Annotated in this window: 11 protein-coding genes and 2 pseudogenes; 8 read left to right on the top strand and 5 right to left on the bottom strand. The window is 66.3% G+C overall.

What is annotated here, in order from left to right; genetic code table 11:
• Positions 1-11 precede the first annotated feature (11 nt).
• From ACSFC7_RS23325 to ACSFC7_RS23310, 4 genes are all read right to left on the bottom strand, one after another.
• The gene (locus tag ACSFC7_RS23325; protein ID WP_436345380.1) at positions 12-1766 is read right to left on the bottom strand and encodes an acyl-CoA synthetase; all 1755 of its coding nucleotides are present in this window, start codon (positions 1764-1766) and stop codon (positions 12-14) included.
• Positions 1767-1775: 9 nt separating this feature from the next.
• A complete protein-coding gene (locus ACSFC7_RS23320; protein WP_436348026.1) occupies positions 1776-2732 on the bottom strand; it encodes a cyclase family protein in 957 nt (318 codons plus the stop codon).
• 110 nt (positions 2733-2842) lie between these two features.
• On the bottom strand, positions 2843-3904 hold the full coding sequence (locus ACSFC7_RS23315) for an NAD(P)-dependent glycerol-1-phosphate dehydrogenase (RefSeq protein ID WP_436345378.1): 1062 nt from the start codon (positions 3902-3904) through the stop codon (positions 2843-2845).
• A gap of 81 nt (positions 3905-3985) precedes the next feature.
• Entirely contained in the window at positions 3986-4975 is a 990-nt protein-coding gene (locus ACSFC7_RS23310) for an NAD-dependent epimerase/dehydratase family protein (RefSeq protein ID WP_436345376.1), read from the bottom strand.
• Positions 4976-5188: 213 nt separating this feature from the next.
• Between ACSFC7_RS23310 and ACSFC7_RS23305 the strand changes: the two genes are divergently transcribed.
• The 8 genes and pseudogenes from ACSFC7_RS23305 to ACSFC7_RS23270 all read left to right on the top strand — a co-directional run bounded on the left by ACSFC7_RS23305 (position 5189) and on the right by ACSFC7_RS23270 (position 13572).
• Complete coding sequence (locus ACSFC7_RS23305; protein WP_436345374.1) at positions 5189-6190, top strand: RAD55 family ATPase; 1002 nt, start codon at positions 5189-5191, stop codon at positions 6188-6190.
• A gap of 191 nt (positions 6191-6381) precedes the next feature.
• Positions 6382-8343: a hypothetical protein gene (locus ACSFC7_RS23300; RefSeq protein ID WP_436345372.1), complete on the top strand. Its 1962-nt coding sequence runs from the start codon at positions 6382-6384 to the stop codon at positions 8341-8343.
• Positions 8344-8411: 68 nt separating this feature from the next.
• Positions 8412-8925 (top strand): annotated as a pseudogene (locus tag ACSFC7_RS23295) (GIY-YIG nuclease family protein).
• 65 nt (positions 8926-8990) lie between these two features.
• Positions 8991-9593 carry a peroxidase-related enzyme gene (locus tag ACSFC7_RS23290; RefSeq protein ID WP_436345370.1) on the top strand — a complete coding sequence of 201 codons (603 nt, stop codon included), beginning with the start codon at positions 8991-8993 and terminating at the stop codon, positions 9591-9593.
• Positions 9594-10086: 493 nt separating this feature from the next.
• Positions 10087-11106, top strand: coding sequence for a metal ABC transporter substrate-binding protein (locus tag ACSFC7_RS23285; RefSeq protein ID WP_436345368.1), 1020 nt, complete (start codon positions 10087-10089; stop codon positions 11104-11106).
• A 112-nt stretch (positions 11107-11218) separates the two neighbouring features.
• A pseudogene (locus ACSFC7_RS23280) lies at positions 11219-11896 on the top strand (metal ABC transporter ATP-binding protein); the annotation flags it as partial.
• Positions 11893-12876: a metal ABC transporter permease gene (locus tag ACSFC7_RS23275; RefSeq protein WP_436345366.1), complete on the top strand. Its 984-nt coding sequence runs from the start codon at positions 11893-11895 to the stop codon at positions 12874-12876. The pseudogene ACSFC7_RS23280 and the gene ACSFC7_RS23275, both read left to right, overlap by 4 nt.
• A 6-nt stretch (positions 12877-12882) precedes the next feature.
• Positions 12883-13572 (top strand): metal-dependent transcriptional regulator, encoded by a 690-nt coding sequence (locus tag ACSFC7_RS23270; protein WP_436345364.1) that lies wholly within the window; start codon positions 12883-12885, stop codon positions 13570-13572.
• A 132-nt stretch (positions 13573-13704) separates the two neighbouring features.
• Here ACSFC7_RS23270 and gltB read toward each other — a convergent pair whose 3' ends face one another.
• Entirely contained in the window at positions 13705-18264 is a 4560-nt protein-coding gene (gene gltB, locus ACSFC7_RS23265; RefSeq protein ID WP_436345362.1) for a glutamate synthase large subunit, read from the bottom strand.
• Between the last annotated feature and the right edge of the window lie 158 nt (positions 18265-18422).

Below are 18422 nucleotides of genomic sequence, written 5' to 3'. Positions count from 1 at the left end.
CCGTTCCGACCCTACTCGAGTCCCTCCTCCTCGCGCAGGTCGGCCCGCCGAACCTTTCCGGTCGCCGTCTTCGGCAGTTCGTCGACGAACTCGATCTCTCGGGGGTACTCATACTGGGCGAGCCGAGTTCTGACGTGCTCTTGCAGCGTGTCTTCGAGCGTCTCGGAATCGTCGCCGCCGCCGCCGTCCTCGAGATCCGTCCCGTCGGCGGTGACGACGAACGCTTTCGGCACCTCGCCGCGTTCGTCGTCGGGGATGCCGATCACAGCGGCGTCGGCGACCGCCTCGTGGCCGGCCAGACTCTCCTCGATCTCCTCGGGGCCGATGCGGTAGCCGGCGCTGATGATCACGTCGTCCTTGCGGCTCTTGAACGTGAAGTAGCCGTCCTCGTCGACCGTCCCGAGGTCCTCCGTGAGCAGCCAGCCGTTCCGGACCTTGCGAGCCGTCCGCTCGGGCTTGTTGAGGTACTCCTTGAAGCAGACCGGATTGCCCTCGTATCTGACCGCAATTTCGCCGATCTCTCCCGTTTCCACCGTGGGCTCCGCCGTGTCCGGATCGACGATCCGCACGTCGTGACCCGGCGCGGCGAGTCCCATCTTCCCCTCCCGGAACTCCGCGAGGGCCGTACAGTCGCCGACGAGGAGGTTCGCCTCGGTCTGGCCGTACCCCTCGTGGACCGCCGCGCCGTCGAACGTCTCCTCGGCCCAGTCGACGATGCTCTGACCGAGGGACTCCCCGCCGCTGGGGATCACGCGGACGGAGTCGATGTCGTACCGCTCTCCCGGATTCTCGACCTGCATCTGCATCCGGAGCGCCGTCGGCGGCGCGAAGAAGTTCGTCACGTCGTAGCGCTCGAGGATCTCGAAGGCGTCGTCGGGGTCGAACTGGCCGCCATCGTACGCGACGATCGGCTTCCCGTAGTACAGTCCCGGCACGACGACGTCGAACAGCGAGGCGATCCACGCCCACTCCGCGGGGGTGTAGTAGACGTCGTCGTCGCCCAACTCGAGGTTACAGAACGTCGTCAGAAAGAGCGGCAGGTGGCCGAGCAGCATCCGGTGGGCGTGGCGAACGCCCTTCGGTTCGCCCGTCGTGCCGCTGGTGTACATGATGATCGCGTCGTCCTCGGCGTCCGTGTCGACGGTCTCGAACTCGCTCGAGCGATCCTCGATCGCGTCCCAGAAGTCGGTTTCCGCGTCGACCGCCTCGTCGGCTCCGCTTTCGGTATCGACGTCGCCGACCGTCACCACCCGCTCGAGCGACGGAACGCCTTCGGCCGCCTCGCGAACCGCGTCGACGTTGGACTCGTCGACGACGCAGACCCGCGACTCGCTGTCGTCGAGGCGGTAGGCGATCGCGTCGGGGCCGAACAGGGTCGACAGCGGGATCGAGACGGCGCCGAGCTTCCAGGCGGCGACGTGGGTGAACACCGTCTCCGCCGTCTGCGGTGCGTTGACGCCGATCCGGTCGCCGCGTTCGATGCCGGCGTCGGCGAGGAAGTTCGCCAGCCGATTCGTCACCTCGCGGAACTCCTCGTAGGTGTACTGATCGCGATCGCCGGCCGCGGTTTCGGTGTAGAGCGCCACGCGTTCGTCGCCGCTCTCGCCGCCGTCTACGGGGTCCGCCGTCGCCCACCGATCGCAGACGTACGCCGCCATGTTGAATCGCTCCGGCATCTCCCACTCGAACGCCTCGCGCAGGTGGTCGTAGTCGTCCCACTCCGTCTCGTAGACGTGATACGCGTCGAGTCGTGTTGTCTCGGTCATTGGTCTGAGTCACTTGATCGCGATCGGGTTGACCGGCGAGCCGCTGCCGTGGACGATCTTCAGCGGCGCGCCGACGTAGAGGAAATCGTACTTCCCGTCCTCGGCGCAGTCGTCGGCGAGTTCGTCCAGCCGGTTGATCTCGTTGAACGTCACGCCCTGGTCGCGCAAGAGCGCGCCGTGGAGCGGTAACAGGGTCTCCGTCTCGTCGGAGACCGTCTGCTCGTTGGCGATGGTGTCGGTCCCGAAGGCGGGAATCTCCATCTCGTGGAACCACTCGACGAGTTCTTCGGAGTAGGTGATCCCCGGCTCGTCGAACTCGTCGCCGTAGAACGCCTCCTCGCCTTCCTCGTAGTACAGTTCGATCCAGCCCGTGCGGATGATCGGAATGTCGCGTTTCTGGAGCTCCACGCCCTGCTCGTCGGCGCACTCGAGCAGGTCGTCGAGTTCGATCCGCTCGCCCTTGACGAGCCAGTCTTTGTCCCGATGGCGGGCGATATCGAGCAGGACGCCGCGACCGACGACGCCTTCGTCGGCCATCGGCTCGATACTGCACTTCTCGAGCCCGCCCGTGGTCGTCTTCGCGTCGAAGCCGTTGTACAACTGCTCGTCGTACCAGACGTGGCCGAGCGCGTCGAACTGCGTCGACCCCTGAAGGAACATGTAGACGACGTCGTCGGCGTACTCGAGACCGGCGGCGCCCGGCATCTCGAACTTTCCGGCGTCGAAGTGGCCCTTGTCGACTTCCATGTAGTGGTCCGCCGCCGACCGTCCCGGCCAGACCGGGTCGCCGTCCGGACGGCCGATCGGGACGCCCAGCGTGAACGTCTTTCCCGCTTCGACGGCCTGTACGCCCCGAAGCACCTCCTCCTCGGTCAGATAGTTCAACGCGCCCAGTTCGTCGTCGTCTCCCCATTTCCCCCAGTTGCTCGGTGCATCCTCGAGGATCTCGGCGATATCTTTGGACATTGCTACCAAGAGACACTGCCAACGATGCCGGCGATAATTGTTTGGGTCGATTCGGTCGCGACCGTTTCAGACATCGGGCGTCGGAACTGATCGGGATTGAGGAGCAGCGGTCAGTCGATGACGCCAGTCACCGTCGCGACCTCGCGGGCGGCCCGCTCGTCCATCCCGTCGCCCAGAATCGTGTAGCGGTCGCGGATCGCGTGGCAGGTCGTCAGCGCCTCGAGCACCGTCTCGTCGTCGATGCCGAGCTCGTCGGCGGTCGTCGGCGCGTCGATGCTGTCGAGCGCGTCGCGGATATCCCGCCAGATGCCGTTCTCGCCGCCGTGCAGGTAGGCCGTCATGATCGAGCCGACGCCGACCTGGTGGCCGTGGAGCGCCGCACCGGGTGCCAGCCGGTCGAGTTGGTGCGAGAAGAGGTGTTCCGCGCCGCTCGCGGGTCGCGAGGAGTCCGCGATGCTCATCGCGACGCCGGAGGACATGAGCGCCTTGCTGACGATCCAGGCCGACTCCTCGAGGCCGGGTCGGACGAGATCCGCGTTGTCGACCAGAATCTCGGCGGTCATCTCCGAGAGCGCGGCGGCGTACTCGGAGTACTCGACGTTCTTGAGCCGGTTTGCGAGCCGCCAGTCCATCACCGCGGTGTAGTTCGAGATGATGTCGGCACAGCCCGCGGTCGTGAGTTCCCACGGCGCCTGGGCCAGCACCTCGGTATCGGCGACGACCGCGAGCGGCGGTTCGGCCGCGACGCTGTGGCGGGTGTCGCCGTCCGGAACGGAGCCGCGGTTACTGATGACGCCGTCGTGACTGGCCGCCGTCGGAACCGAGAGAAAGCCCATCTCGAGGTGGTGACTCGCCATCTTGGCGATGTCGATGGCCTTCCCGCCGCCGATCCCGACGAGGTAGGAGACCTCCTCGGCCTCGGCGATATCGATCACGTCCTCGACGGCGTCGAACGTCGCCTCCTCGATCGTGACGACCGCGGGATCGATCCCCGCGGCCTCGAAATCCGCAGCGATGGGGTCTGCAGCGACCTCTCGCGGCGTCGGACTGGTCACGAACAGCGGCCGCCCCTGGAGGTGCAGGTCGTCGATGACGTCGACCACCCGATCGATGACGCCGTGGCCGACGACGACGTTTCGCGGCAAGCGAATCCACGTCGATTTCTCGAACATACAACCCCTGACTCACCGGCGGGCTATGTGTTTTTCCTGTCGTCGGGGCGGACCGTCCATCGATTCGAACGGCGTCTCGACTCAGACGGTGTCCAGAATCCCCAGTACGCGCTCCTCGTCCGCTCGATCCGGCCCGTGTTCGCTGCCGTCGCGGTCGCTCTCGAGGTGGGAGTCAACCGACCGTTCCATCGCTTCCTCGAGCGACGTCGACTCCCAGCCCAGCGCGGCGAGTTTCGCCGTCGAGAGGACGTGCGGGTACTCCCGGTAGAGGACGTAGTCCTCGAGCGCGATATCGCAGGCCGCGAGTTCGCGGGCGCCGGCGGTGACGATTTCTACATCCGTCCCCAGTCGGTCCGCAATTAGCTCTCCCATCTCCTCGAGCGTCACCAGTCGCCGATCGCCGACGTTGTACGCCTCGCCGGCCTCGCCGCGTTCGGCGACGATCCGCAGCGCGCTCGCGACGTCTTCGACGTACGCGCGGTGCCAGACGTTCGTCCCGTCGCCCGGGACGACGACGCGGTCGAACCGGTTCACCCGGTCGATCCACCAGTCCAGTCGCTCGGTGTAGTCGTGCGGACCGTAGACGATCGGCGGTCGGACGCTCATCGCCCTGGTTCCCCGCTCCGCGGCCGCGACGACCGCACGGTCGCCCTCAGCCTTGCGATTTCCGTAGCTCTCGTACGCGTCGTCGACGGCCTGATCGGACGTACAGGACTCGAGCGGCGTCTCGTCCTCGCGCTTGGGGATGTCCTCGCGACCGTAGGCCGCGCCGCTCGAGATGTAGACGTAGGCCTCACAGTCGGCGAAGATCCCGGTGGCCGCACGGACGTCCTTCGGGTAGTAGGCGACGCAGTCGAACACTGCGTCGGGGTCGACCGTGGTGGCGGCCGCCTCGAGCACCGAGTCGTTCGTCCGGTCGCCCTCGACGCGCGCGACTCGATCGTCGCTCTCGAACGGGTTCTCGTGATTGCCGCGATTCAGTAGCGTCACGTCGTAGCCGTGCTCGAGCAACTCCTCGACGAGGTGGCGACCGATAAAGCGCGTGCCGCCGATGACGAGTGCCGTGTCCATACCCGACCGTCGCTCCACCCGCTGAAAGATCCGACGGTCGCGGCGTTCGAAACCGGCCGTTGACCGTTGGATCGCTCCGGACTCCGGTCAGCGCACACGAAGGCCCTCCCATCACACGAACGTTCTCTCAGCGCAGGAACGTTCTCTCGAGCGAGACAGTCGCCGGCGCGGCGAACTGGTTCTTTTTCGCTCTCCGCCGTACTGTCTATCGACATGTCATCGCAACTGCGGTCGGATCGGGCCGGTGACCGTCCCCTCGAGTGTGACCACTGCCGCTATCCGATTCCGAGCGATCCGAAAGAGACCGACGACGGCTACGTCTGTTCGGCCGCCTGTCTCGAGGCCGTCGAGAGCGAGGAGACGGTGCCCGATCCGAACGCGTACAAGCGCGTCGTCACGGGCGTCGAACCCCTGGACTCGCTCGTTCCTAACGGCGTTCCGGCGGACTCGTTCGTCTGTTGTGCCGGCGAGGCGGGCACCCGTCGGGACGAGTGCCTGACCGAACTCGCGTGGCGCGCACTCGAGCGAGGGGAACCCGTGGTGGTCGTGACCGTCACCACGCCGCCGACGGCGGTCCTCGAGCGGTTCTTCGAGAGCGGCTGGAACGTCCTGCCCGCCCTCGAGAACGATCGGCTCCGGATCGTCGACTGTTTCACCCACCAGCTCGCGGATCGCGACGCCTTCCTCGAGCGGCGGAGTTCGTGGCTCGAGTTCGTCGGCGAGGCGGCCGCCGAATCGATCGTCGCCGTCGAGGACCCGACCGATATCGAGGCGATAACGACCACGCTGACCGAGACGCTCGACGACCTCGAGATGACAGAGACCGGGCTGGTGACGATCGATTCGCTGGACGAACTCGAGCGCCGTCACGAGCGACAACAGGTCCACGACTTCGTCGCGGAGACCCGGGCGACGGTCTGTAAGGCCCGCTACGTGCCGATCGTCGCCGGACGAGACGCACACGACGAACGGGCGTCAGTGAACGACTCGCTGTTCGACGGCATCGTCGATCTTCGGCTGACCGATCACCGCGAGCCGGACGCCCGGTTCAGACAGCTCGGCGTCCGGAAACTGGTCGGCGCTCAGCACCTTCCACAGTGGGTCTCCTACGAGTACGAACCCGTCCGCGGGTTGCTGGCGTTCGGGCCGCCGCCGGGTGGGCGAACGGGCTCCGGCGATGCACCCTCGTCTCGAGGCGGTTTCGACCGGCGCTAACGGATCCGGTTGCGCTGCACGCGAACTCACGCTCTGGTTTTATTCGCTCGAAGCTGGAACGTTCGATACCGGCACGACAGCGCCGTCGGCGAACGGCGGCCGGTACGCGGTAGACAGGACGTGAGCAACTCGAATCGACACCGACCGAGAGCGAAGCGATTCGCGACCGAACACGGATCCACTTCAACGTCATGAACGACCGAAACGACCGACGAGACCGGCGACGAACGCGGGACCGGGACGGTAAATACGCGAGCGACGGCGGTGATCGAAGCGATCGGTATCGCGAGTCGGGCGGGAGAGACGAGCAGCGACGGGACGCCGACGACCGCGGCTGGATGCACGGCCTGTACAGCCGTCAGGGGAGCGACAGCGGCGAGGCCCGCGGTCCGTCCGGCGACCAGCGATCGATGGACGACCGTCGCCGGGGCCGGCGCGAGGAAGCCGGCCGTGGCGGACACGGTCAGCAGGATCGACAGCGAGCGCAGGGACAGCAGGGTCAACAGCCCCAGCAGGGCCGACGGGACCGGCAGCAGATGCGGGGCCAGCAGGACTCCCAGCGAACGACTCGCGGCCGATCCCAGCAGGGTGGCGGCCAACGCGACGGTTTCGAAACCAACGCGCTCGAGGAAGGGAGCCTCGAGTACGGCGGCGAAGCCTGGCGGGATCGACAGGAGTACGAGCAGCCACAGGCCGGCCAGCCTCAGCAGGGGCAGTACGGGCCGCCACAACAGCGCGATCAGGGACAGCGCAGCCAGCAGCCCGACCAAGGACAGCGCAGCCAGCAGTCCGGTCAGACTCAGGGCGGCCAGCGGGACCAGCGCGCACACCACGGCGGTGAGCAGTCCTACCATCCGGGTCGTGGACAGTCCCAGCAACGTAGCCAGGGCGGCCACCAGCCCCAACAGGGACATCGAGGGCCGCCGGAGTCCCGGGACCAACAGCGAGACCCACAGGGACAGCGACCCCAGCAGGGCCGCGAGCCGAATCGACAGCGGGGTCAGCAGGCCCGGCAGACCGGTCAGGGCGTCCAACCCCGGAACGAGCAGGGACGTGGCCGACAGCAGGGGCAGTACGACCAACACGGCGGTCGCGAACAGTCCCGTCGTGAGCGACGGGACCACCCCGGCAGTCAGTTCGAACCGGGCGTGAGCGAGGAGGCGAACCTCGAGTACGGCGGCGTCGCCCGGCGAACGGAGCGCCAAGAGCAGGGCGATCAGTCGCAGTTCCGTCAACAGGGCCAGCGACAGGACCAGCAGGGTCGACGGGGTCGCGAGCAGGACCAGCAGCGCGGCCGACAACCGCAGGGACAGCAGCGCAGCCAACAGCCTCAGGGGCAGCGACGCCGGCAGTCCCAGGGCCAGCAGCGTCAGCAGTCCCAGCAGCGACAGGAACCGCAACAGGACCGCGGTAGTGCCGACCGCCAGCCCCGCGGTGGGCCGGAGATGCAGGACCAACTCGACCAGCAGGATCGTCAGCAGCGCGGGTATCGCGACCAGCACCAGGAACAGCGCCGCCAGCGCGGGCACCGTGGCGAGAATCAGGACTTCTCACAGCGCGGCGGCAGCCAGCAGGGCTTCCAGCGCAGTCACGAACGGCGCCAGGAGGCTCGAGAGAGCGGCGACTCCCAGTTCGGACAGCAGAGTCAGGGCCAGCGCGGGCAACAGCACCAGGACCAATCCGGTCGGCAGGGCCGACAGCGCGGCCACGGCGATCGTCGGTCCCAGTCCGACCGACAGGACCAGCGACGACAGCAGTCCCCCAGCCAGCACGGCGACGCCGACTACGATCCCGAGCAGTTCCAGGAGGGGAATCAGTCCGGCGGCGGCCTCGAGCAGCCCCAGCAGCGCCAGCGATCCGAGCGGGGCGACTGGACGGACGAACCGGAGAGAGACCGGACCCGGAGCTCGCTGGATCACGAGACGCGGCGCGAGGAATCGCGCGGCTCCCGCGGCTCTCACACGCGTGACTGGAACCGCCAGCGCGAACGGCCGTCCCCGACGAGCGGTGGCGACGAGGGGACCGCTCCACGCTCCGGTGGCGACCAGCAACACACGCAGCAATCCGACGAGGACGTGGAAAACCGTCGGCACGTCCACGAAAACGAGCAAGAGGCGGACGAAGAGACCCGCGGCGACCACTACCGCGACTAATCCGCACGGCCGCATCTCGAGCCGTCCGAATCATCGCTGTTTTTGCCGCAGTATCCACGATATCGCGTATGAGCGGCACCTACGTTCTCATCGCCGACCTCCCCCGAGCGACGACCATCGACGTCGGCGCGCTGGGAGCGGTCGAGTTCGCCGCCGGTACGTACGCCTACGTCGGCAGCGCGTTCGGCCCCGGCGGCTTCGCTCGCGTCGACAGCCGTCGGAGCGAAGCACCGACGAAGTCTCACTCGCTCCGCTCGCGAGACCACCACCGCGAACTCGCCGCGGGCGACCGCGACACTCGCTGTCGGAGCAAGCTCCGACAAGCTCTCACTCGCTCCGCTCGCGAGAACGCCACTGGCACATCGACTATCTGCTCGGCCATCCCGGGACGACTCTCGAGACCGCGATCACGTTCCCGACGCCGACCGGGAGTGCGAACTGGCCGACCGACTCCCCGGCGATCCGGTCGCCGCGTTCGGGGCCTCCGACTGCGACTGTTCGGCCCACCTGCTCGCTGCGCCGGGGCTCGAGACCGTCCGTGACGCTGCCGTCGCCGAGGGCGGCTGTCCCGAAGGCGAGTAGACGACCGTCGTCGATCGACGACCCGCACACCACGAGTTATGGTCTCCTGTCCTGAATTGGGAGCTATGACCGAACGCGACGCCGCCGACGATCCGGTGTTGAACGAGGACGCGATGGACCGCTTTCCCGTTCCCGACCTCGAGGACCTCCCCGACGACCTCCGCGAGCGGATCGAAGACGAAACCGATCGCGCGGGATTCACCCCCAACGTCTTCGCGGCGATGGCGCACAAGCCCTCCCACTTCCGCGCCTTTTTCGAGTACCACGACGCGCTGGTCGAGGACACCGCCCTCGAGCGCGAGGAGATCGAGATGATCATCGTCGCGGTTTCGGGCGTCAACCACTGCTACTACTGCAACGTCGCCCACGGCGCGCTCGTCCGGATCTACGCCGACGATCCGACGCTGGCCGACCAACTGGTCGCCAACTACCGAACCGCGGATATCGGCGACGCCCACCGCACGATGCTCGACGTCGCCGTCACGCTCACCGAGCGGCCGACCGCGGTGGAAGCCGAGGATCTCGAGGCCCTCCGCGAGGCCGGATTCGGCGAGGAGGCGATCTGGGATATCGGGGCCGTCACGGCGTTTTACAACCTGAGCAACCGACTGGCGATGTTCGCAGGGATGCGACCGAACGACGAGTTCCACACGCTCGGCAGGGAGTAGTGTCTGGATTTCGATCCTCCTTTCCGCAACCTCCAAATCGGGTGAAGAAATAGCAGTGATTTAGATGGTGCTAACAATCGAGTTAGCTGAAGCGAACTAATAGGTTCCGTTGGAGGCGATCGTGCACGAACGGAGCCGGACCCCGCTGACGACTCTGACACCGGATACGATCGTGCTCGGTGACGGCCATCCGGTAGGCAGCGGCAGCCGGCGTCCGGTTACGACGCGACGTCGGATACGCGGTCGGTCGACGTAACCGACGGCCGGCGGTTGCGCTTTTGCACCCGTTGGCGCTCCGCCGTTAGAACGATCGCAGCGGCCGTCGAATCTGTACTGGGACGGCCACCGAACGGTATCGTCAACGAACGGTGTGGCCGTGCGCTGTGATTCGTAGTGATCGTTGCCATGTACCGCGCACAATTGAATTAGACTCATCTAATCTCTAAATTCGATAGAAATAATTATATCGTTCGTCGTGCCGGTTTCACACGCAATGACCGATCATCGTTCCCGCGACCGTCGCTGGTCGCGCCGACGGTTCCTAACGGCGGCCGGTAGCGCACCGCTCGCCGGCGTTGCGGGCTGCCTCGGCGACTCGGACGACGAACGGAACGTCTCAGTCGCGTCGTTTTTCACGTTCTACGACTTCGCGAGGCAGATCGCAGACGAGACGCCGGTGACGATCGCAAACCTCGTTCCGACGGGGATGCACGGCCACGGCTGGGAGCCCGATCCATCCATCCAGCGAGATATCACCGACGCGGACGCCTTCATCTACGTCGGGCCCGACTTCCAGCCGTGGGCCGATCGAGCGATCGACACCGTCCAGGACGAAGCCCAGGAGACGCACCTGATCAACGCTCGAGAGGGGATCGAACTGATCGATCTCGCCGAGACCGTCGAAGACGACGAGGCCGTCGGCGACGCGAAGGACCCTCACTTCTGGCTCGATCCCGAGCGAGCGATGAAGTCGGTCGACAACATCGCCGACGGACTGACCGAGGTCGCACCGGATCACGGGGACGCGTTCGCCGAGCACGCCAACGACCTCAGATCGGAACTCGAGACCCTCGACGAGGAGTGGCAAGCCATCTTCGACGCAGCCGAACGCGACGTCGTCTTCCTGGCTGCACACAACGCCTTCGAATACGTGGGTCGGCGCTACGACGCCACGCTCGAGCCGCTCGTGGTCAATCTCGCCGCCAACGACGACGTCCGTCCGGCCGATATGCAGCGGGCACAGGACACGATCGCGGACAACGACATCCGGCACATCGGTGCCGCGGTGTTCGAACCGATCCGGCCCGCGCGACAGTTGCTCGAGCAGACGGACGTCGAGGCCTACTACCCCGTAACACCCTACGCCGGCACGGCGGAGTCGTGGGTGGATCGCGACTGGGGCTACTTCGATATCGCACGCAACGTCAACATGCCGACGTTTCGCCTGCTCGTAGACGCCGCATCGCCCGACGAAGTGACACACGAGGACTACGGCCGCAACTTCGAGCCGTGAGATTGCAATGACTCCAGACACCACCAACGACCGCGGAGACCGAGCCGACCGAGTCGTCGACATTGACGACGTTTCGTTCGGGTACACGGCGAGTGCCGTCCTCGAGGACGTCTCGCTCACCGTCGATCGCGGCGAGTACGTCGGAATTATCGGTCCCAACGGCTCCGGAAAGAGCACGCTGTTGCGACTTCTCCTCGGGCTGTCCGATCCCGACGGTGGCAGTGTCGAGCTGCTCGGCCACCCCGCGCGTGCGTTCGCCGAGCGCGAGAAGGTCGGCTACGTCGCCCAGGACGTCACCGAGAACACGAAACGAATGCCGATCACCGTCGCGGAAGTCGTCCTGATGGGACGATTTCCCCACGCCGGCTTCGGTCGCGTCACGAGCGACGACCGCGAGCGAACCCGGCAGGCGCTCCGGACCGTCGGTATCGATCACCTCGCCGACCGAAAGATCACCCACCTCTCCGGCGGCCAACGCCAGCGGGCGTACATCGCTCGTGCGCTCGCCGGCGAGGCCGAACTGCTCGTCCTCGACGAACCGACGGTCGGCGTCGACGCCGAGTCCGTGGACGCCTTCTTCGAGCTGCTCGAGGCGCTCAACGACGACGGAATGACGATTCTGCTGGTCGAACACGATATCGGGGCCGTACTCGAGCACACCTCGCGCGTGATCTGTCTCAACCGCGAGCTGTACTTCGACGGCGACCCCGTCGCGTTCGCCGACAGCGACGCGCTGGATCGGGCCTACGGGACGAACGTTCGCCGCGACGACGGGGTGGTGATGTCGTGACTCCTCCAGCGGTCGTTCCCGGCGTCGCGAGCGCTCCCTACGACGCACTCGACTGGTTGATCGAGCGGTGGAGCGACGGTCTCGGGTGGCTCGGCGAGACGTTCGGTATCGGCATGCTCGAGTACACGTTCATGCACCACGCGTTCCTCGTCGGTGCGCTCATCGCCCTGATGGCGCCGCTGATCGGGACCTTTCTCGTCCACCGCCAACTCGCGCTCATCGGCGACGCGCTGGCTCACACCGCCTTCGCCGGGGTCGCGGTCGGACTGTTCGTCAACGCGACGTTCGGAACCGGCATCTCGCCGTACGTTACGGCCGTCGTCGTGGCGATGATCGCCGCGCTCGCGATCGAGTTGATCTCCGAGGTGACGGACGCGTACAACGACGTCTCGATGGCGATCGTCCTCTCGACCGGGTTCGCACTCGGCGCCGTGTTGATCAGCATCAACACCGGCGGCCTCGCGGTCGGCATCAACCAGTACCTGTTCGGGAATCTGGCGACGGTCTCTCGGGGGAACGCCATCATTCTGGTTGTCCTCTTCGCCATCGTTTCGCTCGTCGTCACGCTGACCTACAAACAGCTGCTGTACGTGACGTTCGACGAGACCGCTGCGCGGGTCTCCGGCCTCAGCGTCCCCTGGTACAACCGACTGATGGTGATGCTCACGGCGATGGTCGTCGTCGGTGCGATGCAGATCATGGGCGTCATCCTCGTCGCGGCGATGCTCGTCGTCCCCGTCGCCAGCGCCGCCCAGTTCGCACGCGGCTTTCGAGAGGCGCTGCTGGCGTCGGTCGTCCTGGCACAGCTCGCGGTCCTCGTCGGTATCACCCTCTCCTACCAGTACGAGGCGACGGCGGGCGGAACGATCGTGCTCGTCGCCGTCGGGATCTATATCGGGACGATACTCCTCGGGAAGGTCCAGTCACGAGCTAGCACCGAGGCGACTCGAACGGTTCCGGACGACCAGTTGACGGAGTGATCCACGATGGCCGAGAGTACGGACGACGCCGAGATCACACCGGTCATGGAAGACTACCTGACGGCGATCTACGAGCGCCAGACCGAGACGGAGGAGCCGGTCTGGACCGCCGACGTCGCGGCTGCCCTCGACGTGACGCCACCGACGGTCTCGAGCATGTTCGAGACGCTCGCGGCCGCCGACCTGATCGATCGGGAGAAACACCGACCGGTCACCCTGACCGAGCGCGGCGAGGCGGTCGCGGTACGCGTCGTCAGGAACCACCGCCTCCTCGAGACGTTTCTCGTCGACTGTCTCGACTACCGGTGGTACGAGGTCCACGAGGAAGCCGATCGACTCGAACATCACCTGAGCGACCGACTCGCCGCACAGCTCTGGTCGTTTCTCGGCGAACCGCGTGTCGATCCGCACGGCGATCCGATCCCGAACGAGACGCCGTCACCGCCGCGTTCGGCGTGGCCGTCGCTCGGGTCGATGGACGCTGGGACGCGGGTCCACGTCGAACGAGTTCGAGCGACCGACGAGGAACTCGCCTCTCTCGACGACATCGGAATCCGTCCGTCGGTGACGCTGTGCGTCACGGCGGTCTCTCCCGTCGGCCTGATCGAAGTCGACGTCGACGGCGCTACCCACCAATTGCCGACCGAGATCGCCGACCGCATTTTCGTACGGCGTCTCGGAGAACCGACCGAGTGACGCCATCGACGCGACTCCTCGAGACGGAGCTGCTGGACGGTATCGACGCCGGTCCGCCGAAGAAAACGGTAGTCGGCTGGAACGAAATGTGTGATCCCGAGTAGACCAGAGATACCGAGTGGTCCGGATCAGTCAGTCGTCGCTCGCGGCGAAGTTGGCCGATTCGGCTTCGACGGCGGCCTCGGGCGTTCCCGGCAGTTCGCTTCGGACGTCGTCCGATCCCTGCTCGGTGATTGCCTCGTAGTAGGCCTCCGGCATGACCTTCACGAAGGCGTCGAGCGCGCGCTCCCAGTTCTCGAGTAAGAGTTCGCCGCGCTCGGAGCCGGTGTAGGCGACGTGGTTCTCGACGAGGCGACGCAGCATCTCCTCGTCTTTCTCCGCTAAGTCGTCGTGCAGTGAGACCATGCCGGTGTTGGCCTTCGCTTCGAACTCGTCGTCCGGGTCGTAGACGTAGGCGACGCCGCCGGACATCCCGGCCGCGAAGTTCTTGCCGGTCTCGCCGAGCACGGCGACGACGCCACCGGTCATGTACTCGCAACCGTGATCGCCGACGCCCTCGACGACGGCCTTGGCGCCGGAGTTACGGACGGCGAAGCGCTCGCCGGCGACGCCGTTGACGTACAGCTGGCCGTCGGTCGCGCCGTAGAGCGCGACGTTGCCGATCGAGATGTTCTCCGTCGGATCGTAGCTGGCCGTCTCGGGCGTGCGGATGGTGATCTTCCCGCCCGAGAGCCCCTTGCCGACGTAGTCGTTGGCGCTGCCGTCGAGGTGCATCGAGACGCCGCTCGCGAGGAACGCGCCGAAGCTCTGTCCGGCGGTTCCCTCGAGATCGGCCGTAATGGTATCCTCGGGGAGGCCGGGCTCGCCGTAGCGGCTGGTGATGCGGTTCGAGAGCATCGCCCCGACGGTGCGATCGACGTTCGAGACGTCGGCCGCGAGCGTGACCGGCTCCTGGTCCTCGATGGCGTCGGCCGCGGCCTCGATGAGGTCGCGGTCGAGCTGGTCCTCGAGTTCGTGGTCCTGCTCGCGGATCTTGCGGCGGACGTCGCTGCCGGGGTCCGCGATGACGTCCGAGAGGTCGACGTTGCGGGCCTTCGGGTGGTCGACGTCGGTCCGCTGTTCGAGGACGTCGACCTGGCCGATCATCTCGTCGATCGTCTCGAAGCCGAGTTCGGCCATGATCTCGCGCAGTTCCTGGGCGATGAACGTCATGTAGTTGATGACGTGTTCTGGTTCGCCGGGGAACCGCTTGCGCAGGTCCTCGCGCTGGGTGGCGACGCCGACCGGGCAGGTGTTCTTGTGACACTGCCGAGCCATCACGCAGCCGCCGGTGACGAGCGAGGCGGTCCCGAAGATGTACTCCTCGGCGCCGAGCAGGGCGGCGACGGCGACGTCGCGGCCGGTCTTCATCCCGCCGTCCGCGGAGACGCGGATGCGGTCGCGCAGCCCGGTCCGACAGAGCATCTGGTTGGCTTCGGCGAGGCCGAGCTCCCAGGGGAGGCCGGCGCTCTTGATCGAGGTCCGCGGCGAGGCACCCGTTCCGCCGGAGTGACCCGAGATGTGGACCACGTCGGCGTTCGCCTTCGCGACGCCGGCGGCGACGGTGCCGATGCCGGCCTCGGAGACGAGCTTGACGTTGATGTCGGCCTCCTCGTTGGCCGCTTTCAGGTCGAAGATCAGCTGTTTGAGGTCCTCGATCGAGTAGATGTCGTGCAGCGGCGGCGGGGAGATGAGGCCGACGCCCGGCGTCGATTTGCGGACGTGGGCGATCATCTCGTTGACCTTCTCGCCGGGCAGGTGGCCACCTTCGCCGGGCTTGGAGCCCTGAGCCATCTTGATCTGCAGTTCGTCGGCACTCGAGAGGTACGTCGAGGTGACGCCGAAGCGGCCCGACGCCACCTGCTTGACGTTACACTCGCGTTCGGTGTCGAACCGTTCCGGGGGTTCGCCGCCCTCGCCCGAGTTGGACTTGCCGCCGATGCGGTTCATCGCGATGGAGTTGTTCTCGTGGGCCTCCGGCGACAGGCTGCCCAGCGACATCGCCGCCGTCGAGAAGCGCCGGACGATGTCCTTGATCGGCTCGACGTCCTCGATCGGGATCGGATCGCGGTCCGAGTCGAACTCGAGCAGTCCCCGAAGCGTCTGGAGGTTCTGCTGCTGGTCGTTGATCAGTTCGGCGAACTCCTGATAGCGCTCGTAGTCGTTCGAGCGCACGGACTGCTGGAGCGCGCCGACGGTCTGTGGGTTCCACTGGTGGTAGATCCCGTCGGAGCGGTGTTCGAACTCGCCGTGGCGGTCGAGTTTGGACTCCTCGCCGTCGTCGCCGAAGGCCGAGGCGTGACGCTCGCGGACGTCCGCTTCGATTTCGGCGAGGCCGATCCCTTCGGTGCGGTTCTCGGTGCCCTCGAAGTACTCGTTGACGACCCCGGAGTCGAGGCCGACGGCCTCGAAGATCTGGGCGCCCTGGTAGCTCTCGACCGTCGAGATTCCCATCTTGGCCATGATCTTCAGCAGGCCGTCCTCGACCGCGCCGACGTAGGCGTCGATGGCGACCTCGGTGTCCGCGCCGTCGGGGCCGGCGGTGATGTCCTCGATCGTCTGGTAGGCGAGGTACGGGTTGACCGCGCCGGCGCCGTAGCCGACCAGCGTCGCGAAGTGGTGGACCGTGCGCGGATCGGCGGACTCGACGACGAGCCCGACGTGGTTGCGCAGCCCGTTGCGCACGAGGTGGTGGTGGACGCCACCGGTCGCAAGCAGGCTCGGGATCGCCGCTCGATCCTCGTCGACGCCTCGGTCGGAGAGGACGATCACGTCGTGGCCATCCTCGATAGCCTCGACGGCGTCCTCGCGGACGCGTTCGACCGCCGCCTCGAGATCGGTTCCGGGCTCGTCGCTCGCGGGTTCGTAGGTGATGTCGATCGTCGCCGCGGTGATGCCGTTGGCCGAACAGCCGCGGATCGACTCGAGTTCGGCGTCCGTCAGGATCGGTGAGTCGAGGACGAGTTGGCGGGCGTGCTCGGGGGACTCGGTGAGCAGGTTGCGCTGGAATCCGAGTCGCGACTCCATCGAGGTGACCAGTTCCTCGCGGATGTAGTCCAGCGGCGGGTTGGTGACCTGTGCGAATAGCTGTTTGAAGTAGGAGAACAGCGGGCGGTTGAACTCCGTCAGTACGGAGAGCGGCGTGTCGTCGCCCATCGAGCCGACGGGGTCTTTCCCCTTCTGGGTCATCGGCTCGATCATGTTCTCGAGTTCGTCGTGCGTATAGCCGAAGGCGGCCTGGTGGTCGCGCAACCCGGTGACCGCCTGCTGGGGCGAACTGTCGGCCGTCGTAGTGATATCGTCGAGTTGAACCTGTTCCTGTGCGACCCACTCGCCGTAGCGGTCGTCGGTGAGGTCGTCGAAGACCTCGTCGTCGGGAATGACGCGACCCTCGCTCGGGTCGGCGAGGAACAGTTGTCCGGGCTGGAGTCGGCCGCGCTCTTCGATCCGGTCGGGATCGGTCTCGAGCGCGCCGGCCTCGCTGGCCATGATCAGGCGGTTGTCCGTCGTCACGTCGTACCGGCAGGGACGCAGGCCGTTGCGGTCGAGGACGGCACCGACGCGTTCGCCGTCAGTCGCCGCGACGAGCGCGGGGCCGTCCCACGGCTCGACGAGCGATGCGTGGAAGTCGTACCAGTCCTTGCGGTCCGCGTCCATCCCGTCGTCGCCGCGCCAGGCCTCGGGGACGAGCATCCGCAGCGCGTGTTCGAGATCCCGCCCGTCTTGCATGAGCAGTTCGAGCGCGTTGTCGACGCTCGCGGTGTCGGACTGGTCGGGGTCGTCGATGATCGGCTTGACCGCCTCGAGATCCTCGAGGACCTCGCTCTCGATGTCGGTCTCGCGGGCGCGCATCCAGTTGATGTTGCCCTGAATGGTGTTGAACTCGCCGTTGTGGATGATGTTCCGGTACGGGTGGGCGAGGTGCCAGGCGCCGAGCGTGTTCGTGGAGAACCGCTCGTGGACCATCGCGAACGTAGAGTCGACGCGCTCGTCGGTGAGATCCGGATAGTAAGACGGGACCTGCACCCCCTTGAGTAGGCCCTTGTAGACGATCGTATCCGAGTCGAGCGAGCAGACGTAGAACCGCTCCGCGCCGTCGATGTCGGCGTCTTCGACCGAGTTTTCGAGGGCCCGTCTGGCGACGTAGAGCCGTCGGTCGAACGTCTCGTCGTCGACGTCGTCCTCGGCGGGCGTGACGACGACCTGCCAGACGTCGGGTTCGGAGTCGACGGCCGTCGCGCCGAGATCCTCGTTGTTCGTCGGCACGTCGCGCCATTCGAGCGCCTCGAGGTCGTACGCCTCGAGGGCGTCTTCGACGATCGAGACGAGTTCCGTGCGTGCAGCCTCCTCCTGTGGGAAAAAGAGCGAGCCGACGGCGTAGGTGTCCGGGAGATCGGCCTCGAGAACGCTATCGAAAAACCGGTCGGGCGTCTGGAGCATGATGCCCGCACCGTCGCCCGTGTTTTTCTCCGCGCCGGTGGTCCCGCGGTGCTCGAGATTTTTGAGAAGTTCCAATCCGTCGGCGACGACGTCGTGTCCCCCATCCCCATCGAGGTCCATGACGACGCCGACGCCGCAGTTCGACCGTTCGTCCGTGGGATCTGCAAGCCCCCGCGAACGCTCGGTGGATGACGCTATCTGTGGCTGTGGCATACACTCTCGTAGCGAAAACTGCTATAAGAGGCTGTTCCATAATGACTAAGTGTATTATAGACACATATAATCGTATATAAGGTCAAACATCGCTCACGTTCGTTGAGGGGTTCTTTGCTGTTAGTGAGCGTCTCAGGTCCTACCGCTACTGATCGTCC

This window comes from Natronorubrum halobium (assembly GCF_051351675.1).
Classification (GTDB): Archaea; Halobacteriota; Halobacteria; order Halobacteriales; family Natrialbaceae; genus Natronorubrum.
This window is presented reverse-complemented; position numbering and strand designations above follow the sequence as displayed.

Bases quoted from the DNA above. Each gene is read 5' to 3' on its own strand.
- ACSFC7_RS23300 (WP_436345372.1), top strand. From the start codon at position 6,382: ATGAACGACCGAAACGACCGACGAGACCGGCGACGAACGCGGGACCGG.
- gltB (WP_436345362.1), bottom strand. From the start codon at position 18,264: ATGCCACAGCCACAGATAGCGTCATCCACCGAGCGTTCGCGGGGGCTT.
- ACSFC7_RS23325 (WP_436345380.1), bottom strand. From the start codon at position 1,766: ATGACCGAGACAACACGACTCGACGCGTATCACGTCTACGAGACGGAG.
- ACSFC7_RS23315 (WP_436345378.1), bottom strand. From the start codon at position 3,904: ATGTTCGAGAAATCGACGTGGATTCGCTTGCCGCGAAACGTCGTCGTC.
- ACSFC7_RS23305 (WP_436345374.1), top strand. From the start codon at position 5,189: ATGTCATCGCAACTGCGGTCGGATCGGGCCGGTGACCGTCCCCTCGAG.
- ACSFC7_RS23270 (WP_436345364.1), top strand. From the start codon at position 12,883: ATGGCCGAGAGTACGGACGACGCCGAGATCACACCGGTCATGGAAGAC.
- ACSFC7_RS23290 (WP_436345370.1), top strand. From the start codon at position 8,991: ATGACCGAACGCGACGCCGCCGACGATCCGGTGTTGAACGAGGACGCG.
- ACSFC7_RS23320 (WP_436348026.1), bottom strand. From the start codon at position 2,732: ATGTCCAAAGATATCGCCGAGATCCTCGAGGATGCACCGAGCAACTGG.
- ACSFC7_RS23310 (WP_436345376.1), bottom strand. From the start codon at position 4,975: ATGGACACGGCACTCGTCATCGGCGGCACGCGCTTTATCGGTCGCCAC.
- ACSFC7_RS23285 (WP_436345368.1), top strand. From the start codon at position 10,087: ATGACCGATCATCGTTCCCGCGACCGTCGCTGGTCGCGCCGACGGTTC.